Origin of the sequence: Microtetraspora sp. AC03309, assembly GCF_020826795.1 — a bacterium.
GTDB lineage: Bacteria > Actinomycetota > Actinomycetes > Streptosporangiales > Streptosporangiaceae > Microtetraspora > Microtetraspora glauca.
This window is the reverse complement of the sequence record NZ_JADDIL010000027.1, coordinates 54,069-75,291: the sequence shown is the minus strand read 5'-3', so window position 1 is coordinate 75,291 and position 21,223 is coordinate 54,069. Positions and strand designations below refer to the sequence as shown.

General features: G+C 68.8%; 21 protein-coding genes. 11 read left to right on the top strand and 10 right to left on the bottom strand.

What is annotated here, in order from left to right; genetic code table 11:
* Positions 1 to 7: 7 nt before the first annotated feature.
* Together IMZ11_RS18135 and IMZ11_RS18130 are read left to right on the top strand one after the other, a co-directional pair.
* The gene (locus IMZ11_RS18135) at positions 8 to 1,318 is read left to right on the top strand and encodes a M28 family metallopeptidase (protein ID WP_228642936.1); all 1,311 of its coding nucleotides are present in this window, start codon (positions 8 to 10) and stop codon (positions 1,316 to 1,318) included.
* Positions 1,315 to 2,673, top strand: coding sequence for a carboxylesterase/lipase family protein (locus IMZ11_RS18130; protein ID WP_228642934.1), 1,359 nt, complete (start codon positions 1,315 to 1,317; stop codon positions 2,671 to 2,673). Before IMZ11_RS18135 ends, IMZ11_RS18130 begins: the two co-directional genes overlap by 4 nt.
* 306 nt (positions 2,674 to 2,979) lie before the next feature.
* Here the strand turns inward: IMZ11_RS18130 and IMZ11_RS18125 are convergent, their stop codons facing one another.
* Together IMZ11_RS18125 and IMZ11_RS18120 are read right to left on the bottom strand one after the other, a co-directional pair.
* Entirely contained in the window at positions 2,980 to 3,363 is a 384-nt protein-coding gene (locus IMZ11_RS18125) for a DoxX family protein (RefSeq protein WP_228642932.1), read from the bottom strand.
* Between the two features lie 349 nt (positions 3,364 to 3,712).
* Entirely contained in the window at positions 3,713 to 4,441 is a 729-nt protein-coding gene (locus IMZ11_RS18120) for a LysR family substrate-binding domain-containing protein (protein WP_228642929.1), read from the bottom strand.
* Between the two features lie 55 nt (positions 4,442 to 4,496).
* Between IMZ11_RS18120 and IMZ11_RS18115 the strand changes: the two genes are divergently transcribed.
* Positions 4,497 to 4,868, top strand: a complete 372-nt coding sequence (locus IMZ11_RS18115) for a DUF5997 family protein (protein WP_228642926.1) — start codon at positions 4,497 to 4,499, stop codon at positions 4,866 to 4,868.
* Between the two features lie 111 nt (positions 4,869 to 4,979).
* Here the strand turns inward: IMZ11_RS18115 and IMZ11_RS18110 are convergent, their stop codons facing one another.
* On the bottom strand, positions 4,980 to 5,420 hold the full coding sequence (locus IMZ11_RS18110) for a nuclear transport factor 2 family protein (protein ID WP_228642924.1): 441 nt from the start codon (positions 5,418 to 5,420) through the stop codon (positions 4,980 to 4,982).
* Between the two features lie 384 nt (positions 5,421 to 5,804).
* A complete protein-coding gene (locus tag IMZ11_RS18105; protein ID WP_228642922.1) occupies positions 5,805 to 6,539 on the bottom strand; it encodes a hypothetical protein in 735 nt (244 codons plus the stop codon).
* Here IMZ11_RS18105 and IMZ11_RS18100 point away from each other — a divergent pair.
* Positions 6,514 to 7,854 (top strand): hypothetical protein, encoded by a 1,341-nt coding sequence (locus tag IMZ11_RS18100; RefSeq protein WP_228642920.1) that lies wholly within the window; start codon positions 6,514 to 6,516, stop codon positions 7,852 to 7,854. The genes IMZ11_RS18105 and IMZ11_RS18100 overlap by 26 nt on opposite strands.
* A gap of 307 nt (positions 7,855 to 8,161) precedes the next feature.
* Here IMZ11_RS18100 and IMZ11_RS18095 read toward each other — a convergent pair whose 3' ends face one another.
* Positions 8,162 to 8,818 (bottom strand): TetR/AcrR family transcriptional regulator, encoded by a 657-nt coding sequence (locus IMZ11_RS18095; RefSeq protein WP_228642918.1) that lies wholly within the window; start codon positions 8,816 to 8,818, stop codon positions 8,162 to 8,164.
* 196 nt (positions 8,819 to 9,014) lie between these two features.
* Between IMZ11_RS18095 and IMZ11_RS18090 the strand changes: the two genes are divergently transcribed.
* From IMZ11_RS18090 to IMZ11_RS18075, 4 genes are all read left to right on the top strand, one after another.
* Positions 9,015 to 10,100, top strand: coding sequence for an ABC transporter permease (locus tag IMZ11_RS18090; protein WP_228642916.1), 1,086 nt, complete (start codon positions 9,015 to 9,017; stop codon positions 10,098 to 10,100).
* A 44-nt stretch (positions 10,101 to 10,144) separates the two neighbouring features.
* Positions 10,145 to 11,245, top strand: coding sequence for a hypothetical protein (locus IMZ11_RS18085; RefSeq protein WP_228642914.1), 1,101 nt, complete (start codon positions 10,145 to 10,147; stop codon positions 11,243 to 11,245).
* Between the two features lie 1,038 nt (positions 11,246 to 12,283).
* Positions 12,284 to 13,309, top strand: coding sequence for an MFS transporter (locus IMZ11_RS18080; RefSeq protein WP_228642988.1), 1,026 nt, complete (start codon positions 12,284 to 12,286; stop codon positions 13,307 to 13,309).
* Positions 13,310 to 13,318: 9 nt separating this feature from the next.
* Positions 13,319 to 13,546, top strand: a complete 228-nt coding sequence (locus IMZ11_RS18075; protein WP_228642912.1) for a hypothetical protein — start codon at positions 13,319 to 13,321, stop codon at positions 13,544 to 13,546.
* Here the strand turns inward: IMZ11_RS18075 and IMZ11_RS46235 are convergent.
* The 4 genes from IMZ11_RS46235 to IMZ11_RS18055 all read right to left on the bottom strand — a co-directional run bounded on the left by IMZ11_RS46235 (position 13,543) and on the right by IMZ11_RS18055 (position 18,447).
* Entirely contained in the window at positions 13,543 to 15,591 is a 2,049-nt protein-coding gene (locus IMZ11_RS46235; RefSeq protein WP_228642910.1) for a histidine kinase, read from the bottom strand. The genes IMZ11_RS18075 and IMZ11_RS46235 overlap by 4 nt on opposite strands.
* Before the next feature lie 114 nt (positions 15,592 to 15,705).
* On the bottom strand, positions 15,706 to 17,142 hold the full coding sequence (locus IMZ11_RS18065) for an alpha/beta hydrolase (protein ID WP_228642907.1): 1,437 nt from the start codon (positions 17,140 to 17,142) through the stop codon (positions 15,706 to 15,708).
* Positions 17,143 to 17,291: 149 nt separating this feature from the next.
* Entirely contained in the window at positions 17,292 to 17,726 is a 435-nt protein-coding gene (locus IMZ11_RS18060) for a RidA family protein (RefSeq protein ID WP_228642905.1), read from the bottom strand.
* Between the two features lie 67 nt (positions 17,727 to 17,793).
* Positions 17,794 to 18,447, bottom strand: coding sequence for a TIGR03086 family metal-binding protein (locus IMZ11_RS18055; RefSeq protein WP_228642903.1), 654 nt, complete (start codon positions 18,445 to 18,447; stop codon positions 17,794 to 17,796).
* 51 nt (positions 18,448 to 18,498) lie between these two features.
* Here IMZ11_RS18055 and IMZ11_RS18050 point away from each other — a divergent pair, with 51 nt between their 5' ends.
* The 3 genes from IMZ11_RS18050 (at position 18,499) to IMZ11_RS18040 (ending at position 20,256) form a co-directional block, all read left to right on the top strand.
* Entirely contained in the window at positions 18,499 to 18,945 is a 447-nt protein-coding gene (locus IMZ11_RS18050; RefSeq protein WP_228642901.1) for a MarR family winged helix-turn-helix transcriptional regulator, read from the top strand.
* 522 nt (positions 18,946 to 19,467) lie between these two features.
* On the top strand, positions 19,468 to 19,785 hold the full coding sequence (locus IMZ11_RS18045) for a protealysin inhibitor emfourin (RefSeq protein WP_308066809.1): 318 nt from the start codon (positions 19,468 to 19,470) through the stop codon (positions 19,783 to 19,785).
* Positions 19,786 to 19,830: 45 nt separating this feature from the next.
* Positions 19,831 to 20,256 carry a hypothetical protein gene (locus IMZ11_RS18040; RefSeq protein WP_228642897.1) on the top strand — a complete coding sequence of 142 codons (426 nt, stop codon included), beginning with the start codon at positions 19,831 to 19,833 and terminating at the stop codon, positions 20,254 to 20,256.
* 64 nt (positions 20,257 to 20,320) lie between these two features.
* Here IMZ11_RS18040 and IMZ11_RS18035 read toward each other — a convergent pair whose 3' ends face one another.
* Positions 20,321 to 20,857, bottom strand: a complete 537-nt coding sequence (locus IMZ11_RS18035; RefSeq protein WP_228642895.1) for a hypothetical protein — start codon at positions 20,855 to 20,857, stop codon at positions 20,321 to 20,323.
* Positions 20,858 to 21,223: the final 366 nt, after the last annotated feature.

The window sequence follows — 21,223 nt, the reverse complement described above, 5'->3', positions numbered from 1 at the left end:
CCCGGACATGATCCCCGACGCTGTGCGGATGATGGAGTGGATCGGGACGGTCACCTCGCGGGGCATCAGGCGTCCCGGCTACCCGGCCGACGACTGGACCGCCGCGTGGGCCGCCGAGCGCTTCACCGAGTTCGGGCTCCACGACGTACGGCTGGCGCCGGTCGAGCTGCCCGCCTGGCGGCCGGTGACGGCGGCCCTGGTGGTGCGCCTGGACGCCGACCCGTCGAGAGTCGTGCGGGTGGCGGCGTCCGCCCTGCCGTACACCACGCCGAAGGCGATCGTGAGCGCGCCGGTCAGGCGCGAGGTCGTGCCGGGCGCGATCGTCGTGCCCGAGTACACCTTCACCGAGCTGCCGCAGTCCTACGTCAGGGACCTGGCGACGGCCGTGCACGACCCCGAGGGCGTCTTCGACGAGCTGGTCCAGACGCTGCCGTTCCAGCTCGACTACCTCGACGTCATCCAGGGCGTCATGGACGGCGGCGCCGTCGCCCTCGCGGGGGCGCTGACCGGGGTGCCGTGGGAGACACGCGACTACTACGTGCCCTACGACGCAGTGCACCGCGACCTCCCGGCCGTCTGGCTGTCGGGCGGCGACTCGCGGCGGGTGCTCGACCTGGTCGACGAGGGCCCCTGCACGGGCACGCTCACCGTCGAGTCGGAGACGGGCCCGGCCGTCTCGCACAACGTGATCGGCACGCTCCCCGGCCGCTCCGACCAGTGGGTGATCATCGGCTCGCACCACGACGCGCCCTGGGCCTCGGCCGTCGAGGACGCCTCGGGGATCGCGCTGGTGCTGGCCGCCGCGCAGTACTGGGCGGGCGTGCCCGAGCGGGACCGGCCGCACAACCTGATCTTCCTGCTGACCGCGGGCCACATGGCGCACGCCGCGGGCACCCGGGCCTTCATCGAGGAGAACCGCGACCTGCTGGGCGACGTCGTGCTCCAGCTCCACCTGGAGCACGCCGCCCGGCGATGCGTGGTCGTGGACGGCGAACTGGTGCCCACCGGCGACCCCGAACCCGGCTGGTGGTTCACCACCAGGAAGCCGGAGCTGGAGAGCCTGGTGGCGGCGGCCCTCGCCGCGGAGGACCTGAGACGCTCGTTCGTGCTGCCGCCGGACGTGTTCTCCCCGATGCCACCCACCGACGGGGCCTTCTTCCACCCCGAAGGGGTGCCGCTCGTGCACTTCCTGTCGGCTCCCATGTACCTGTTCGACTCGGCCGACACCCTCGACAAGGTGCACGAGGCCAGCCTTGAGCCGCTCACCCGGGCGGCGATCAGAATCGTCGAAGGGACGGCCGGATGGCGCCGCGCATGATCGTGCGAACCACTGCCGGGCTGGTCGAGGGCGGGGCCGAGGAGGGTGTGCTCGCCTTCCTCGGCGTGCCGTACGCCGCCCCGCCCTTCGGCGAGCACCGCTTCGGCGCGCCCGTCCCGCCACCCGCGTGGGACGGCGTACGGCCCGCCGTCACGCGGGGCCCTGCCGCCCCGCAGGCGGCCGGTGAGGACATCGGCCTGTACGCGCCCGACGTCTTCGAGGTCGGCGAGGACTGCCTCAACCTCGACGTGCGCACCCCTGAGACCGGCCGGGCCGGGCTGCCCGTCCTGGTCTGGATCCACGGCGGCGCGTTCTCCATCGGTGGCAACGGGGCGGCCTGGCACCAGGGCACCCGGTTCGCCCGCGACGGAGTGGTCTGCGTGGCCGTCAACTACCGGCTCGGCTTCGAAGGCTTCCTGGCCCTGGAGGACGCCCCGCTCAACCGGGGCGTCCTCGACTGGCTGGCCGCGCTGGAATGGGTACGCGACAACATCGCGGCCTTCGGCGGCGACCCAGGCAACGTGACGATCGCCGGGCAGTCGGCGGGCGCCGCCGCCGTCGCCACCCTGCTGACGATGCCCCGCGCCGAAGGGCTGTTCCGGCGCGCGATCGTGATGAGCGGCTCGGCCAACCTGGTCGCCACCGAGCAGGAGGCGCGCGACTACGCCAAGACGCTCGCCGCCCGGCTGGGGATCGACCCGACCAGGTCCTCCTTCGCCGGGTTGTCCCCCGAGGCGCTCGTCGCCGCACAGCCGCCGCCGCTGACCGGAGACCCCGGCGGGCTGAACGAGTCGGTGCCGGTCAAGCCGGTCGTCGACGGCGACCTGATCCCGGCCGTCCCGCTGGCCGCCCTGCGCGCAGGCGCGAGCGGGCACCTTCCACTGCTGGTCGGCTGCACCTCCCAGGAGGCCGACGTGTTCGTCCGCCGCCTGGCCGCCGACCTCGACGAGGCCGCCGCGCAGGCCGCGCTCGACCACCTCGGCGTCCAGGTCGACGAACCCGGCCTCACGCCCGCCGAGCGCGTCGGGCGCGCCTTCACCCAGCACCTGTTCACCCGCGAGACGCGCTGGATCCGCGAGGCCAGGCCCGCCTACGCCTACGAGTTCCGGTGGGAGTCGCCCGTCGAGAGCCCGGTCGGCGGCGGACGCGTGGGCGCGGTGCACAACCTCGACCTGCCCTTCGTCTTCGACGTGCTCGACGCGCCCGGCGTCGAACGCACCGCTGGGCCGGGCGCGCCGCAGGCCGTGGCCGACGCGATGCACGCCGCCTGGGTGCGCTTCGCCCGCACCGGCGATCCCGGATGGCCACTCGGGCACACCATGGTCTTCGGTGAACCCCCCGACCGGAGGGTGTGACATGCGGCCCTACTCGGGCGCGTGGCGCGTCGCTCACTGCCTGGGCGGCATCGCCCTCGGCACCATGGACAGACAGTTCTCCCGATGGGCCGATAACGGCCTCATCCTCAAGATCGGTTCTGGCCTCCGCGCCGCCGCGACACACTCGCCAGTTGCCTTGTCAAAGCCGCGGAACCGCGAAGCCGGCTCTTCTCGCCAGCTTCCTGGAACTCCGCCAGCTCCTCCTATGAAGCCTCCACAGCCCGAGACGAGACAGTCCAGCCGTGGGACGGGACCACATGATCGGGAACCGTGTGTCCCCGCGGGTCAGCCGGTGAAGGGCTCGAGGACGAAGCGGCCCCACGCGATGTATGCCGCAAGCGCGAGGTACATCAGGTTCAGCAGCACGAACGGGGATTCGCCACGTCGGCCGTGGGTGACCATCGCGCCGACCATCAGCAAGATCCAGCAGACGGCGGTCACCGGCACGAGGACCGGTGCGATGCCGAGCGCGGCAGGCAGGATCAGGCCCGCCGCGGCCAGGAGTTCGAGGACGCCGAGGGTCTTGACGAAGCCCACACTGGCGTCTCCGGTCCATCCGCCACCATGGGCCGCAGCCAGTTTCTCCTTGGGCACGAGCGTCTTGCTGATGCCGCCGCCCAGCGCTACCACGGCCAGCAGCCCGGCAGCGATCCACAGCGCGAGGTTCATCGTCTACTCCTTGATCGAGCATTGCCTGCACCCTGTAGACGAGACAGCGACCCCGCCAGTGACATCTCCGAACACTCGGCGGGCTGATCAACGAGCATCACCGAGCTGGGTAGCCGCTCCAGAGAACGCCCAGCTCAAGCGCTATGTGACGAGTATTGACGCAGTACGCGCCGATCGTTGCGTTTTGGGGCGCATGCTGCCGTTGCCCTGGTTTGATCTGGGCGTGGGGTGGAGAAATCTCGCGGCTTCGGGTCCCGCAACGTGGTTCACAGGTCCCGCAACGTGGTTCAACTGAGGCCGGGTCGGCCACGTTTGTCGCCGGTCCGAACCGGAGGTTCGGGGCCGCAGGTCACCGAGGCCGGTGGCCCTTCCTTTTACGGCCGGCCGGCACGGCCCGGCGGCCGGAGCCACTCTGTGCGGGTTTCTGTGCCTGCCGCTGAGCCGGTTTCTCCGCAGGGGAGGCGGGGGTACGGCCCCGCGAGCTGTTCACCGTCCGGCCGCGGACGATGCCGATGAAATCTTCCACCAGGTCAGTGGTCGCGTCGGTGGGCCAGGCCAGCGCGACCTGAGACTGCGGCGCGTCCGCCACCGGCCGATAAGTGAGATCTTTGCGGTGGTGGAGGCGTGCCAGCGACTGCGGAACCAGGAGAAGGCCGGTGCCGGCCGCCACCAGCCCGACCGCGTCCGCCGTTGTGGCCGGGCGGGTGAACGCGGGCAGCCCGGGGCGGACCGTCCACTCGATGGTGTCGTCCAGAGGATGGAACACCTCGTCGTCGGCCAGGTCGGCGGTGGTCACCTCGTCAGCGGCGGTCACCGCGTGGTCCTTGGGCACCACGACCACCGTGGTCTCCACGTAGAGAGGGATCACGCTGAGCCCGTCCCGGTCGACCGGCAGCCTGACGAATCCGGCGTCGGCGCCGCCATCCCGCAGGAGCGGCACCACCTCGGCGGCGGGAACCGCGACCAGGGCGACCGGCACGCCGGGCATCCTCTCGGTCCAGACGTTGACCCATTTCGCGGGTGTCACCCCGGGCACGTACGCCAGCCGGAACACCCTGCCGGTCTCCCCATCACTCACTTCCTCAGGGTACCGATGTCAGAGGAACCCGTTCCGACTGACTAGTCTTGGCGCCATGACCTCGCCCAAACCGAAGACCACCCAGACGATGAAGCCCGCGACCGCGGCCAAGAAGCTGGGTGTCCTCCTCTCGGCCACTCCCGCCGAGTTCCAGGAGGGTGTCGTCTCCCGGGACGAGCTGAACGAGTTGCAGTCGACGCCACCCGCCTGGCTCGCTGACCTGCGCCGCAACGGTCCGCACCCCAAGCAGGTCACCGCCGTCAAGCTCGGGGTCTCCATTTCCGGCCTGGCCAGAGGCGGGATCACCGGACCGCTCACCACCGCTGAGATCGATGCGCTGAAAGCGGAGAACCCAGCGTGGCTGGAGCGCGAGCGGGCCATCCAGGCCGAGACCCGCAAAGAAGCGCTCCGCCTCAAGCAGCGCTAGACAGCCGATCCTCCGCGTCTCCGACCCGAGACGAGCTCGTTGCTCCGGGGAACCGAAGAGCTTACGCACTGGGACCGAGGCGATGCGGTTCGCGCGAACTTCCGCGACTCGTCAGGGCTCGAGGTCGGCCACTCCCTTGCCGCTTGCAACATCGAACGGCACAGAAACCTGGTCGTGCGCGATCAACCAATCGCCGTCGAGCTTCCGGAAGCAGAAGGTGCCCCGGACCCACATCCCGCTCGTCGCCGTCCCGTTCTTCAGCGTGCCGCTGAGCCGACCGAAAGCGTGCCCGAATGCCACATCATCGCCCACGGTGATGGTCAGGTCGCGAACCTCATAATTCACATCCTGGAAGAACGTGAACACCTTCGCCCAGTTCTTCAACTTCGCCGCTATCCCCACATGCTGCAGCGGCGGCTCGACGTCGAAGGACACGACGTCCGTCGCGTAGAGCCGCTTCAGGACTTCGAGATCCTTGGTCCGGATTCCTTCGACGATCTTGTCGATGTGCTGCCTGATCTTGGCTTCGTCTTCCTCGCGTTGCGTGGGCATCGCTACCCATCCCTTCAATCGGTGGGGCTTCTACCAGTACGACGACACAGCTACCGGGGATGTCAGGTCCGCGGCTGCCGTACCGACTGCGGAGTCGTCCGCGGCTGCCGTACCGACTGCGGAGTCGTCCGCGGCGATCAACGACGGCGGCGGCTCGCTTGCGGGCCGCCAGTGGGCCGGTGAGGAAGGTCTCCTGCCGGCCTGACTCTTCCACTGCCACAACGCCGAACACGAGGACATGGGCATGAGGGCCGACCTCGAGATCGTCTAGAAGCATGACATTGAGTGCCGATCCCGGCATCGCCATCATCGGAGCGAGTCTCGCCGGCGCGAAGGCCGGCCGCACTGGGACGGGATCTTCGGCTCCGGGTTTGTCAGCGTGATCTAGTACCTTGACGACCCGGTCCCCGGCTTCTCGGGGCCGCCCCCCGAGTTCGTGTGCTCCGCCGGCCCGGGGGCCTCGTCACCCCCCAAGGATGCCCCCCGTTGCACCGGTATCGTCTCTGGTGGTTCGCCGCCCCGGTCGCCGCCCTCCACGTGGGCGCGGCCGTCGCGCTCGGTGTCGTCGCGCTGGTCACCGGCGACGGCGTCCCCCTCGTCCGCCTCGTGGCGTACGGCACCCCGCTCAGCATGGGGCCCGTCCCGTGGTGGCCGGTGGTGCCCATCGTGCTGGTCGCCGCGTACCAGAGCTGGGCGCTGTGGCAGATTTTGCGCGGGCGGGTGCGCGGACCGGTGACGGCGGGTGGCGGCGCGGTCCGCGCGCTCCGGGTGATGTTGTACCTGGCCGCCGCCTACTCCGTGCTCGGGCTGTTCCCGGTGGTCCTGCCGTGGTGGGTGGAGCTGGCCGGCGCCGCCGCGCGGCTCGTGCTCGTCGTGCTGTTCTTCGTGGTCCTGCGCGGCGCGTCCCGCACGATGGCGACGGTCGCGCTGGTCGCCGGAACGCTCGGGGTGGTGAGCTGGATCGCGCGCACGGCCGCCGACGCGCTGGACGTCCGGCTCCTGGGGGAGATCTCGGCCGTCGCCGGCCTCGGCCGGGCCGCCGCTCCGCTCCCGGCTCGCCGCCGTGGCGGCGATCGTGCTCCCGCTCCCGCCCGTGGCCGTCACCTTCTGGTACGACATGCCGCGGTGGGCGGCGGGGAACTGGTCCGCGGTGTTCTTCGGGTACGGCCCGGATCTCGCGGAGCTCCTGCTCTCGTGGATCGTCGACCTCCTCGTCGACATGGGCGGGCTGCCGCTCCTCGTGCTCGTCGCGGTCCTGCGGAGGACCTCCGGCCTGCTCCGGGTGACGGCCTGGGTCCTGCTCGCCGCCGCCGTGGCCGGGGTCGCCGCCGCGCTGGCCGGTGGTTTCGCACCCGGCGCCTACCTCCGGCGTTATGCCGACTATTCGGCCATGGAGCCGGGCGATGTCCCCGCCGGTGTCTCGCCGCTGTGGTTCGGCGCGGCCTACGCGGTCTCCGCCCTTCTCCTGATGTGGCTGGCCGGCGGGGTGGGGCGCTCTCGGTTCTGGGGCGTCGTGACGGCGGCGGCGACGGCGGGGCTGCTGGGCTTCCTGCCGGCGGCCGACCACGCGGGCGGCCGGGTCACCGCCGCTGCCGGCTGCGCGCCGCTCGACGGCTCGCGGGGCGGGGGAGAGCAGCGCGAGCCGGCGCCGGAGACGGCCTTCGTCTGCCAGGTTCGCCAGTCGCGCGTGCTCAAGGTCGCCCCGGAGATCCCGGACCGCTTCGTCGTCGACTACGGTCGCCGGTTGTGTGACGTCTACACCCGTGACGACCCGGCCGAGCTCGCCCGGGTCCGGCGTACGGACGGCGTGGCGGTTCGCGAGCTGAGTTACCTGCTCGCGGACATCTGCCCGGGTGCCGCCGCGGTGGTCAGGGCCGCGAACGAGCGGCAGGAACGCGAGTACCAGGAGTGGGAGGCGGCCGAGCGGCGCAAGTGCGCGGAGGCGCCCCGTCACCGCCCGCTGATCACGCCGGTGGCGGTGGTCGTCCGGCCTGAGCCGACGTGGACGGACTACGGCGACCTGGAGGCGTACGAACCGGAGACCGCCGAAGGCGACCCGGGGGATGACCTGCCGTACGAGGACGACGTGCTGAGCGCGGGGCCCGGACATCTGCTCGTGCACACCCACCCCGACGTCACGCTGTGCGTCACGACCGAGACCTACCGCCGTCGCCCGCCGGTGGAGACGAGGGGGTGGGACCACGTCGTCGAGGCCGGCTACCTCAGCGCCGGTGAGTTGGTGTTTCAGGACCCGCTGGGTGGTGTGCCGCTGCCGGACCTCGCCGTCCCGGGCGCGGGGCACTATCGCGTACGGGTGCACTACGCGATGCGCGGGTCCCAGGGCGGTGAAGACGACGTGCAGCGACTGCTGATCATGGCCTACCCGGGACGCGGAGACGACGTCGTCGTCCACCGGAAGCGCGCCATGCGCTGATGGCCCGCCAGGGCGCCGGCAACCGCGCCCGGCCGGGTGCGGGTACGAGGTGGCGATCCCCGCCTGCGACGCGTCGATGAGGATCGTTTAGGTCGAAGCCTCGGACAAGGCGGGCAACACCACCAAGCAGACCACCGTCCGAGCCTTCGACCTGCGCAAGTAAGCACATGAGCACGTAAGCACGTAACCGGCGTCAGCCGAGCCCCCCCAAGGCCCGGCTGACGCCGTAGGTCTGGTCCCAGCGGGCCCCGAACTGACGAGAGACACGCCGGTTCACCCGGCCGGCGGTCGCCGTCAGTGTTGTGGGTCAGGCGTCGGACAAGTCGAAGCGAGCCAACTCCTCGGCTCGCATGGTGCTCGGCGCGAAGAGCAAGCCGCCCACGGCGTCAAGGACGAACCGGCCCATGAAGTCCCAGTCGTCGCGCGGGCTGTGGCCTTCGGCTACACGAATCTCGAAACTCGCGCTCGCCTGGAACATCAGGGGCCGTACCAGCCGCCATCGCGACTTCATGATCCCGGCCGGGATATGTGTCGTGAGCCGCTTGATGGCGAGCATCGCGGGGCCGGTGTACGGCCCGACGAGTTCAGGAAGTATGTGCTGATCTGAGGATGGATCACTGAGCACCTGGCTGACGAACCGGGCGTAGTAGGTGGGTGGCTCGAGTTTTGCCAGGTAGATGATGGTCGGCAGGAGCACGCAGGCGAGATGTTCGCGTGGATCGTCGGACTCGGACGCCTTCTTCGCCATGTCCGCGCCGATCCGGTCGATCTCGGTCCGATGGTTCCGGACGACCTCCACGATGAGCTCTTGCTTGGTGCCGAAGTGGTAGGCGACAGCTGAATGGTTCCCCGCGTCGGCCTCCTCGGCGATGCGGCGGGCGGAGACCGCGGTGACGCCGTACTCGGCGATGAGGCGCTCTCCGGCGGAAAGGAGGCGTCGCCGGGTGGCCGCTCTGGTGATCATGCCTGCGCTCCTTCCCGTCTGTGTGTCCCGACTGTGACAACCATCTCTACCGGGCCGCGACTGTCACGTCGTTAAGTCGCATGGCTTAACCTTACCTCAGGGCAAGTAAGTCACTTGGCTTAAAGCATGCTGTCGTGCCGCTAGGGAGAGCGATCTGATGCAGGAGACGGACACCGAACCTGAAGAGGGGAAGCAAGTGACAGGCGCGGGAGCGAGAAAGGAGCCCCCCAAGGCGGTCATGTACGCCTTCCTCGGCCTCATCCCGTTCCTGCTGGTGATGATGCTGGTGAGCGTCTACACCACGTCGATGCACCAGCCGGCGCCGCGTGACCTGCCCGTCGCGGTGATCGGCACCGGGCAGCAGGCGGCGGGGCTCGCCGACGCGCTCAACGCGGCCGACAACTCGCCGGTGGAGGCTGTGGCCGTGGAGAGCGCCTCAGAGGCCGAAAGCCTGCTCAAACGACGCGAGATCGCCGCGGCCTTCCAGATGCCGACCGCGGCGGGCGGATCCGCCACCCTCTACACCGCGCAGGCCGCAGGCATGGGCCAAGCGTCGATGATGCAGGCGATCTTCGGACAGATCGCCGCCAAGCAGAACCTCGAAGTGGAATACCGAGAGATCGCGCCACTGCCCGCCGAGGACAACATGGGTGTCTCGGCGATGATGATCGTCACCGCCTGGATCCTCTCCGGCTACATGATCATCACGATGATCACCCAGGGCATGCCCGAGGCGTTCACCCTGCGCAAGACGCCGGCCTTTCTCGCGGTCTGGGCGGCGCTGATGAGCGCCGTCGTCTGGTTCATCGCCGACCCGGTCATCGGCGCCGTCGGCGGTCACGCATGGAAGATGCTCGGACTCGGCTGGGTGACCATCTTCTGCGTCGGCCTCGCGCAAAGCTTCATCGCCCGGCTCATCGGCCCCCTCGGGTCGATCGTCGGTGTGTTCATCCTCATGTACCTGGGCGTCCCGGCGTCGAACCTCGGCATGCCGGTGAAGGCGATGCCGGGCTTCTTCGAGTGGCTGCACGGCGTCCTGCCCACCCCGGCGGCGGGCGAGGCGCTGCGCGCGATCCTCTACTTCGGCGGCGAGGGAGTGAGCGGCCACCTGCTCGTGCTCGCACTGTGGGGCGCGGTGGCCGCCGCGGGCTCGGTGCTGCTGGACTCCCTCCGCGGCAGGACCAAAGCCGCACACCAGCACCATCACCTGCTCACGGAAGAAGAGGAAGCAGCCATAGACGAGGCGACAGAGGCCGCCGCGGCGGCGGCCGTCCCCGTCTGAACCGATCAGCGCCAGAGATCCCTTCTTTTCGCGAGGTGCCCTTCATGTCCACCACCAGCGGCCAACACGCCCGCGCCCGCACAAAGCCCTCAACGCCGTTGACGAAGTACGTACTCGTCTCGGCCTTCCCGTTCCTGATGGCCGTGATGATGCTCAGCGTCATGCTGACGGCCATGCACCAGCCCTCCCCGAACCACATGCCGCTCGCCGTCGTCACTTCAACGTCCACACAGGCCGATCGGGTTTCAGGGCAGCTCGCGGCGGCCACCAAAGAAGCTTTTGACGTGCGCGCCGTCGCTACGAAGGCCGAGGCCAAGGAACTCGTCCTCAAGCGCGAAGTCGCCGGCGCATACATCGATCCGTCGGTACAAGGAGCCGGACAGGCGGTTCTCTACGTGGCGGGGGCGTCGGGCCCTAGTCAGGCACAAGTCCTCACCACATCCCTGACCGGTTTCGCGACCGCGCAGGGCATCACTCTCCAGAAAGAGGACCTTGCGCCGCTGCCCGCTTCGGATGGTTCTGGAATCTCCGCGCTTTATCTCTCCCTCGGCTGGCTGTTGTCCGGTGCGATCTTCGTCCTGGTCGTCAGCGCCGCCGCTCCGCCTCTGATGCGCCCTCGGTCCTTCGCCATGGTCGCTGCAGGGTGGGCGGTATTCATGGGCTTCGCCGTCTGGCTGACGGTCGGCCCGATCATCGGAGCGATCGACGGACACCCGGAACTCATCGCACTCGGCGCGGCCGCATCGTTCGTCGGCGCTCTTGTGACAGCTTTCTTCGCTCGGCTGTTCACGCCGCTGAGCAAATACAACGCCGCGCTGGCCCAGGTCGCTGCTATCCCGGCCATCGGCATCCTGGTCATCCTCGGAGTTCCGTCCTCCGGCGGGGCCATCTCGGTCTGGATGGAGGCCTCGTTCTTCCAGTGGCTTCACGACGTACTGCCGATGCCGGCGATCCTGGACACCGTGCGCTCGGTTCTCTACTTCGACGCCCGTACCCTCGGCGGAAACATCACCGTCCTCCTGAGCTGGATCTTCGTCTTCCTCATCCTCAATTTCGTTCCGCTGTCTCGCCGGCGGCAGGCTGAGGATGCGGCGTCGGATCGAGAAGTCACGGCGCCCGCCGCTGCCGATCCCGTGTCCGTCTGAGGAGCGTCGACGATGCGATACAGGAGGAGGCAGCCCTGCCGCTGGGAAGGGCTTACACAAACGTCGACACGAAGCGGGAGACCCGCGCGGACTGTACCCGATCAAGCATGAGCCACACCGGGGACGTACGTTCGGCCGTCGAAGCCGGCCGTTGACACGTTCCTCGGTCAGTGGATCTTGAGCCGAACCGGCCGGCTTCGGCCAGGAATGGCTCACCACGATCTCCGCCGGCCGCGCCGCCCGGTTGGCGCTGTGTGCCCGGCTGGGGTGTGGACTGATGTGTTGCTTCGCTGACGTCGTCAACCCTTCGGGACTCTCGCATCAGGCCGGACGCTTTGATCAGTCGTACGGCGGCGGGCGCGGACTGTGCTGTTGCGACGCCAGATGAGGGGGTCGGCTTCACCGGGTGCCAGGGAGCCGGCTGGGCTGACGAGGACCTCTTGCCGGGCTGTTCGGGCGATGGCGACCCGCTGGTGGTAGTCGCGGAAGGTCTGCACCTCGCCGTCGGCGCGGCACGGCTCGTATTGGTGTCCAGGTGCGGCCGGTCGATGACGACGAGCATGGAGAGGTATCAAGATAGTAATAGGCTCAGTGGGCGGTAGGGATTCCTTGTAGATATGTGACGTCACATATAGAGATGCGGTGTTGGCATGAGAGCCAGAGTCGCCGGAGTTCTGCTCTGCCTTGTGGGTGGGTTGCTCATCGGATGCTCCATGATAATGATGAGCGTGGGCGAGTCTCATATGCGACCGTCAACTATCGGAGTATTCGCGAGTTCGTTGCCGGCAGTAATTCTCGGCGTTGTATTGATATTCTCTTCCATGAAGGATTCGCGCTAGGGATATTTACGGTAGGAACGCGTTCTGGAAGATCGGATTGACCAGTCCGGGCGTTGCGGGTGTCCATGGAGTTCCTGCCAACGTGTTCGCCGACGCGTACCGGGTAGTGCGTACAGCGGCGCGACCAGGCCGGACGAGGTGAACACGGTGGTCGGGGCTCGTCAGTGGCGGCCAGGATCAGCGGCCGAGTGCGCGTCGGCTGCTCCGATCGCGCGGCCGGATCTACGGGTTCATCCTCGCCGGTGAAATGCTCGGCGCCGGGTTCGGGTTGATCCTGATCGGGGACCTCGGCTACCTGCTGTCGTGGCGTTTCTCCTTCTGGTTCCTCGCCCTGGTCGGGCTCGTCATGTTCGGGGTGGTCAAGCGTGGGCTCGCCGAGCCGGCGCGTGGCGGCCGGAGTCGCATGGAACCGGAGGGAGGACGGCGTCAGCCGCACAGAGGGAGCGGCGACGAAAGAGATGACGCCGGGCACGACGACCTCGCGCACGTAGCTATCAAGCGGCAAGCGATCGCCCCTGAACCGGCGCTGGTCCTGCACCAGGACACTGCGAGGATGCCGATGTGGCGCGCAGTGGTCTACACGCTACGGATTCCGACCAACCGAGTGATGATCATCGCGTCCGCGGTCGGCTACTTCTTCTTCGCCGGGCTGGGCACGTTCGCCGTCGAGTTCATCAGCGGGCATTACGGCGTGGGCAAGATAGCGGTGAGCGGGTTGATCCCGATCGTCGGTCTCGGTGCTCTCGCGGGGGTGCTGAGTGGAGGACGCTTGGCCGACCGGCTCATGCGACACAGGCATCCCAACGCGCGCGTCCTCGTGCCCGCGTCGGCCTACATCATCTCGGTGGTGCTGTTCTTGCCCGCGATAATGACCACGTCACTGGTGGTGGCGATCCCTCTGTTCATGGCCGCGGCGTTCGCGCTGGCGGCGGCCAACCCCCCGTTGGACGCCGCACGCCTCGATGTGATGCACTCCCGGCTCTGGGGACGAGCGGAGAGCGCCCGCACGCTCCTGCGGAGGACGGCGGAAGCGGGCGCCCCCGTGGTGTTCGGGTTCGTCGCAGACATGTTCAGCGCCCCCGGTAGCCGGGCGAGCGGCCTGGAATACGCCTTCCTCATCATGCTGGCGCCACTGGTGGCCAACGGGCTCATCCTGCTGCGCGCGCGGCATACGTATGCACGAGATGTCGCGACCGCCGCCGCCTCCGAAGAGAGCACCTGTTGAGTCGCACGAATGATCGCTGTCCTACGCTTGGGTGATCCCTTCCGCTACCTCGTGCGGACCAGCTACGCGTCTCCGCAGACCACCGAGAGGGAGACCGCACTCCTGCCGATAATGTCATCCGCCCAGGTCATGGCCTTGGCCATGGCGTCGCCTGACCTGACGACGATCACCGCCGAACTCAACGCCCGCAACCGCACCGACGCCGCCCGCATCGCCACCGAATCCGGCTGGATCTAACAGCTGCCCACCGCAGCGCCCTCGTACGGCGCCCAGGCCGTCAGCTCGAACCGCCCTTCCCCGTGCGAGGTGGCGAGCCGCCCGCCCAGGGTCTCGAGCCGGGTGGTCAGATTCCCCACCCCCGCCGAACCAGGACGCCCCTTCGCCGAGGCCACCCCGTCATTGCGGACGCGCAGCCGTACCCCCTTCCCCTCTGTCACCGTCGCGATCGCGCAGTGCCGGGCGGAGCTGTGCCTGAGCACGTTGGTGACCGCCTCGCGCAGCACCGCGCTCAGCACGGTCTCGGCGCCGGAGGCGAGCGCCTCGTGCCCGAGTGACAACGACACCTCGATCCCCGCGGCCGTCAGCACGGAGCGCGCGGACTCCGCCTCGGCGGCGAGCTCCAACTCCAGCTGCCCACCGGACACGGCGCGCAGATCAGCCTTGGCCCGCTCGGCCATCTCCAGAGCCTCGGCGAGCTCCACGCGCGCCCGCGGAGCGTCGAGCCGCCTGGCCAGCTCGCACTTCAGCAAGATTGCCGCCAGGCTGTGCCCGAGTAGGTCGTGCAGGTCGCGGGCGGCGCGCAGCCGCTCTTCGACGACCGCGGTCCTGGCCAGCTCCTCCTTGGCCTCCCGCAACTCCTTCACTACCTGGGCGAGCCTGCTCAGGCTGTAGATGACCAGCCCCGTCACCAGCGTGCTCACCGTGTAGTTGACCACGACGGGCGCCGGCAGCCCGAGCAGGAAGCCGATCACCGCCACACTGGCCATCACCCCCACCACCAGGTGCAGCCCCCATGTCCACGGGAAGGCGAGCAGCAGCGGCCCGGCCAGAAACCCGGCGATACCCAGCCAGGCCCGGCCGAACACCGCTATCGGCGCGTACGTCAGCGCCGCCATGACCAGCAGTCCCACCGTGTGCTGTCCCCTGACCGAGCGCAGTTGCACGAAGACGATCGCCGCCAGCAGGACGAGGCCGGGGATGAGGAGGCTGGAGGGGGCCTGGAGCAGTGCCTTGGCACTGAAGCCCACGAGGATCGCGGTCAGGAGGCTGATCGACAGAGCGTAGGCATGCTCCTCGTCGTACAGGGTGGTGCTCTCTTCGTCCGGCTGCGGGAGCATGGCCTCGACGACGTGGTGGCCCTGGGATGACAGGCTGGTGGTGAGGGTGCCGCCTGCCTCCGCGAGCCGGGCGGGCAGGTCGCCGAGGAGTTCGTCGCCGGCGTTGGGCACACCGTCGTTCGTCACGCGGAGCCGTACCTGATGGGCGAGGACGCGGGTCTCGATGGCGCAGAAGGCGGCGCCGCCGTGCCGAACGACCTGGGTGACCGACTCCCGCAACACCGCCGCGAGCAGCGCCCCCGGGGGGCCGAGCGGTTCGGTGTGGCCGATCTGGACCTCGACGGGGACGCCGGCGGCGCTCAGCATCGCCCGAGCCGTGGTGATCTCGGGCGCCAGCGAGGTGGCGCGGTAGCCGGAGGCCGCAGACCTGGCCTCGGCCAGGGCCAGGCGCGCGGTGCCGACAACCTCGGCGATGGACTCGCGGCTGGGATCCCCGGCCGACAACCCCTGGGTGATCCCCGCCAGGGCCCGGCCAAGACCGTCGTTGAGCTGGGCGGCGATGCGCAGCCGTTCCTCCGACACCGCTGCGGCGGCCAGGGCGAGCCTGGTGGCCTGCACCTCGTCGACCTGCTCGACGAGCCGCGTCAGACCATAGATGATCAGCGAGATGAGGATCATGGAGATCGTGGAGTCGAGCGATTCACGATCGATGATCGCGGCGCTCACCGCGACGGGGATCGCCAGCGGCCACAGCCGTGTCAGCAGCAGCGAGCCGCCGAGAAAGCCGAGCAGGCCGACCGGCACGTCCAGCCAGGCCGTGGCGGCGTAGGCGATCACGGCCTGGGCGGGAAGGAGACGAGCGGGACGGGGGAGCCGCAGAACGTACGGCAGCTGCATGGCGAACATCGGGCCCGCCAGAAGGACGCCGTAGGGGGCGGCCAGCGCGTAGACGCTGGAGAATCCGGCGAGCACGGCGACGACGATCCAGCGTGCACGACGCGACACAGCGACCCTCCAGAATCATGGTGGATCGCTATGTCACCACATGGGGGCGATGTTCCTCACACCGGCGCCATGGTTTCCGCCAGAACCGAGCCGTCGTGTGTCATGGCCGAGTCATCAGCACTTCCGGTCACGCGCGGGCAGGTGGCCGGTGACGAGGAAGTCGGTGACGGTCCGGTCGCCGCAGGCGTTGCCGTTGGCGAGGTAGACGCCGTGACCGCCGGAGTCGACGGCGACCATGCGAGCCCGCTGCCCGAACGCCTCGCGCATCTTCAGCGCCCCGCTGTAGGGCGTGGACGGATCGCGCAGATTCTGGATCAGCAGGACGTTGGCCGGGCCGCGCGAGCTGATCCGCGTGGCCTGCTCCGCAGGCGTGAACGGCCAGTACGCGCACGGCCCGAGGTTGACCGGCATGCCCGCGGTCAGCGGGTAGACGGCCCGGTTGCGCTTGACCTGCTGCTCGTGCCGGGCGATCGAGTTCGGCCATTCGATGTCGTTGCACATCGTGGCACCGGCGTGCGCGGCGGTGTTCTGGAGAGCGGCCTCCTCCGGCTGGTTCGGCATGGGCAGCTCGGCGTGGTTCAGCGCGGCTTTCATGAGCCCGGCCAGCATCGGGTAATTGGCCGTGGAGTAGAGCGCGTTGAGCAGCGTCTCCCTCAGGAGGTTGCCGGTCAACAGTTGTTCCGGCTTGGCGCCCGGCCACGCCAGCGGCTCGTGGTCCAGCCGGGCGGCGAGATCGAGGAAGGTTTCGCGCACAGCGGCCGCGTCGGTGCCGAGGCCGTAGTCGCTGTCACGCGCGGCCGCCCAGGCTCCGAAGTCGGGGAAACTGTCCTCCACACCGACGGCGTAGTTGGCCAGCCACTGGCGCGACACCTTGCGCGGATCGGGGTCGTCGTTGCTGTCGAGGACCACTCGATCGGTGGTGCCGGGGAACATCGTGGCGTGGACGGCGCCCGCGTAGGTGCCGTACGAGACCCCCCAGTAGGAGATCTTGTCCTCGCCGAGCGCCGCCCGGATCCGGTCGATGTCCCTGGCGTGGTTGCGGGTGCTGATGTGCCGGATCAGCGGCCCGCCGTTGCGGGCGCAGGCCTCGGCGATCCGGCGCGACCACGCCGCGTTCTCGGCGACGCCGCCGTCTGCGTCGGGGTACGGCTTGAGCCGCGTGAGGGAGAGGTCGGCGGGCGCGAGACCACAGGAGACGGGTGAGCTCTTTCCCACGCCACGCGGGTCGAACCCGATGATGTCGTAACGGTCGAGCACCTCCTGGGGCAGCTTCTTGACCAGGGTGCTGGGCCGGTTCAACCCCGGGCTGCCGGGACCGCCCGGGATGATCAGCAACACGCCACGGCGGACCTCGGGGCGAGCCGTCTTGATCCTCGACACCGCCAGCGTGACCGACGGACCACCGGGGGCGGAGTAGTCCATCGGCACCTCGATCGTCGTGCACTCCTGTCGGGGATCGACGCCCTGGCCGGGCAGGCAGGCGCCCCACTGCGTGACGGCGGCGTGCGCCGGGGTCGCGAACAGCGTGGTCGTCAGGGCGGCTGCGGACAAGAGGGCAAGGGTTTTCATCAGGGTCCCTTCGGTTCTGCGGATGCCCACGACTCTGCCGGACCGATGATCGTCGAACCAGAGACCTCGTCAGTGGCCACCCGTGACCTCGTCATAAAAGCGACGAACGCCCAGAATCCGCGCAGCGTCCGTTATTCAGCGCGTCCCGGTGCTCGGCGATCATCGGTGATCAGGGCGACCGCCTCGACCTCGACGAGCTGGTGGTCGTAACCGAGCACCGTCACGCCGAGCAGTGTGCTGGGGACGTCATGTGCGCCCATGTAGTCGCGGTAGACCTCCCACGCCTCGACCAGGTCACTCTGTCTGGAGGAGGCCACGTAGACGGTGGTCTTGACGACATCGGTCAGCGATGCTCCCGCCCCGTCGAGTGCCGTGACGAGATTGCGCATCACCTGGTGGGTCTGCCCCGCGTAGTCACCCATCGCGACCGTCTTGCCCTCGGTGTCGAGGGGACAGGCCCCCGCCACCCAGATGGCGCGTACCGGCGTGTCGGCGACCGCCGCGTAGGCGTAGTCCACCTTCTGCGTGAGCCGGTCGTTGCGGATCAGCCTGACGCCTGTGCTCATGAACGCTCCTTTGGGACGGAATCGGAAGATGTGCGGAAAGCGGCGAACGGCCCTTGTTCCGGCGGGTTCACCGGGGCCAGGCCGGAGAGCGGCCGAGGATCGCGACGATCTCGTCAAGACGTGATCCGCCGGACCATGAGACCTCTGGCGCGAAGGCGGCGCCGGGCGCGAGACGGGCGTCGCCCACGGGTACGGCCCTGGCCACGACGAGCGCGACGTCGAGCAGTTCCGGCTCGAACCCCACTGCGATGCCCAACGTCCTTGCGACATCCCAGGAATGTACGACGTAGTCGATGAAATGGAAGCCGATCGCCCGCATCGCGGGGAACGGCCTGCCGGCGTCGACCTCCGGCAGCGGGAACATCCGGTCGAGGACGCCGTCGGCGGCGAAGGCCGCCAGCACGTGCCGGGCGGAGGCGCGGTAGGCCTCGACGGGGTCGTCCCCAAGAGGGCGCGGTTTCCACAACGCCGGGTCGCCTTCGCCCCTGGACGCCGCCGCGAAGCCGTAGTGCTGCGTGGTCATGTGGGTCAGCAGGCCGTGCAACGTCCATCCGGCACATGGCGTCGGCCGGTCCATGTCCGCGGCCGTCGCCTGTGCGGCCACGTCGACGCTGGTGCGGACCGCTCGGGCGTTGAGTGCGACGAGATCGACCTCGGTCGTCAGCGCGTTGGGTTCGCGCGGGTTCGCCCCCATGGCGGGGACCTCAATATTCATATGCATGTGCTTATAATCAACAGGCGCTTATCATCTGTCAACAGGTATCTTGACCATGTGACGGGTCAGGACGGCGACCGCCGCGACCTCGCCGCGATGCTGCAGCCCCTGGTGCGGTCTCTCATCGCCGCGGAGCTGCCGGTGCTGGCGAGGCACGGGATCTCCATGTGGGGCTACGTCGTGCTCAGCGCGCTTGACGACAACCCGGTGCGCACGCAGGCCGCACTCGCGGAGGCGATCGGCGCCGACAAGACACGGATCATCAGCACACTCGACAAACTCCAGGAATCCGGGTTGATCTCTCGTACGCCGGACCCCGGTGACCGTCGCGCCCGGCTGCTCTTGATCACCGAGGACGGTCGCAGGGTGCGCAGATCGGCACAGGCCGGCATCCAGGCGAACGAGGACCGTCTGCTCGCCATGCTGCCGCCGGCCGATCGGCGTGGCTTTCTGCGCGCCGTGCGCGCGCTGTCGGCGCTGTCGCACGAAGACATCGTCGGGTGACGACATCGAGCGGCGTTTTCCGGTGTACCCAGCGCACCCAGACCGGCACCGCTCCGGCATCGGCCTGGGCCCTGTGAACGTGCGGAGGGCTCGTCGAGGTCTCCCGGTTTTGAAGCAGTACACCTCCGGTTCCTCATCCGTGATCGGGACGCGAAGTTCATCGCGGCTTTCGGCGGGGTTTTCACCGGCGCGGATTCGGGCCCTGAAGGCCGCCTCGGGCTCCGCGGGCGGAGCACCACAGGGTGGGCTGCGGAGGTTGATCGGATAGATGTGGACAGATCAACGCGCGCTCACTAAGGTCATATGACGTCTTATGCCATCGTAAGATGTCGTACGACATGAGCGGCGCGGCCAAGAACCTCTGGTCCGGAAAGATCGTCTAAGCGCCATACAGAATGATGCGGTGCCGGACACACCACCCGCCCGGCACCATCCCATCGCGGAAGGGCCCGCCTTCCCGGGCCCTTCCGTACCGGCGCCCGGAGAAGAACGACCCAGCGATGGAAATGAGGGACGATCGCGGTGTACGACAGGACGCTACGGGTTCGCCTCCGTCTCTCCGGGGGCATGCCGCCCCTGGATCGGGACATCTCGGTGGACGGCTTCCACCTGCCCGCCGAACGGGCACGTGAGCTGGACGCGCTGGTGAGGGCACTGCCCACCGAGGACGTTCGTGGCCTGCTCCCGCCACCGGTGCCCGACTCGGCGTTCTATCAGCTGCACGTCGAACGCTACGGCGAGCGGCGGGCCTACTGGTATCACGACGGCAGCCTGCCGCCCGAGGCGCGGGCGCTCGTCCGGTTCCTGCTCGATGACGGGAACGGGGAGCTCCCGGCATGACGGCACCGCATCCTGCCCGGCCGAAGGGAACGAAGGAGTGTGGCCATGGGGGAGTGGGCGAGATACGCCGCCATCGTCGTGGCGCTGGCGATTCCGATCGGCTCCTACCTGTACGCCCGGAAGGCGCCGAAGTTCCGGCCCCCGCGATGGACGGACGGGGAGTTGCGCACGGCTTTCGAGGCCATCAGGTCCGGCAGCTCGGCCGCCGCGGAGCTGGCCCGCCCGTCCGGCTCGCACGTGTACACGCTCGGTGTGGTCCTGGCGCTCTGGCCCGGACCCAAAGGTAGGTACGATCTGCGCTTCCAGGTCAGGGTGCTGGACGCGACGGTGGTGACCGCGGCCCTCTCGCAGAGGATGTGGCATCGCAACGCCAAGGTGAGTCCGGGTGACCTCGTCGTGGTCTTCCACGAACCGGGTAGCGGTCCCGCGCTCCTTACCCGCGTGTTCCGGAGTCGGAGAACGCCCGGGTGACTGCCCGCTGTACGCGCCCGGCCGAGGGCCGGAGACCCGGGAGGCGCTCACGGGGGCCCGGGAGTCATCCGAACGTCCAGAGGGTGGCGTGTTCTCGGACGTGAACACGGCCCTGGTGGTAACTGATCGACGCGGTGGCGATCTGGCGGTCGGTGGGGGACGGGCGGGTGATTCGCGGGCTGTCGGGCAGGGGAACGCGCCAGAAGACGTTTCGTGGATCGGCGGCCGACACACTGACGAGTTCGGTGTCCGTCGCGAGGATCAGGTGATTGGCGTTGACGTAGGTGATGATCGGCGCGGAGCGCATGGCCTCGCGCGACCGGCGGTCCACGTCGCCGTCGAGGTCACAGTCGGCTCGGGGACCGATGGCCGGGCCGGCGGGCATCTCGTAGAGGCAGGCCTCGTTGGCCTTGATCATCGCCTCTGTTTTGGGAGCGTATCCCGTGGCGCCCTCGCCCCAGGGAATGCTGATGATTTCCATCGTGATATCGGGGTTGGCCTTGTCGAACGCGGCCTGGAGCTGCTGGATCCCCGGCGTTTTCGCGCCGGTCACGGCGTCGATCCCGTCCTCGTCGTGGTAGCCGATCAGCAGGACTTTCACGGGTGGGGCACTGTCGCGGTCGGCACCACTGCCTCCGCTCCCGGTGTCGGCACCGCCGCACGCGGCGAGCCCCACCATCAGGGTTGAAGTGACGAGGGTCCGTAGCAGGGAGGAGTGCATTCGCGGCCTGCCAATCATGAGAGCGTCGGATGGTCGCGACAGTCGGGAATCCGGCTCATGGCGGACCCAGAGACGCCGGGTAAATAGACGTAATATGTCTGCCGACTGGCTTTGTATTCGATCATGGGTGGGTTAGGCGGGTTTTCCTGCGGAAACATGCGACTTGCCAGGTATGGGTTGATATCGCGACACCGTTACTGCGGTGGAATTAAACGGATATCGACTGTCCGGCTGCCGATGGAGATG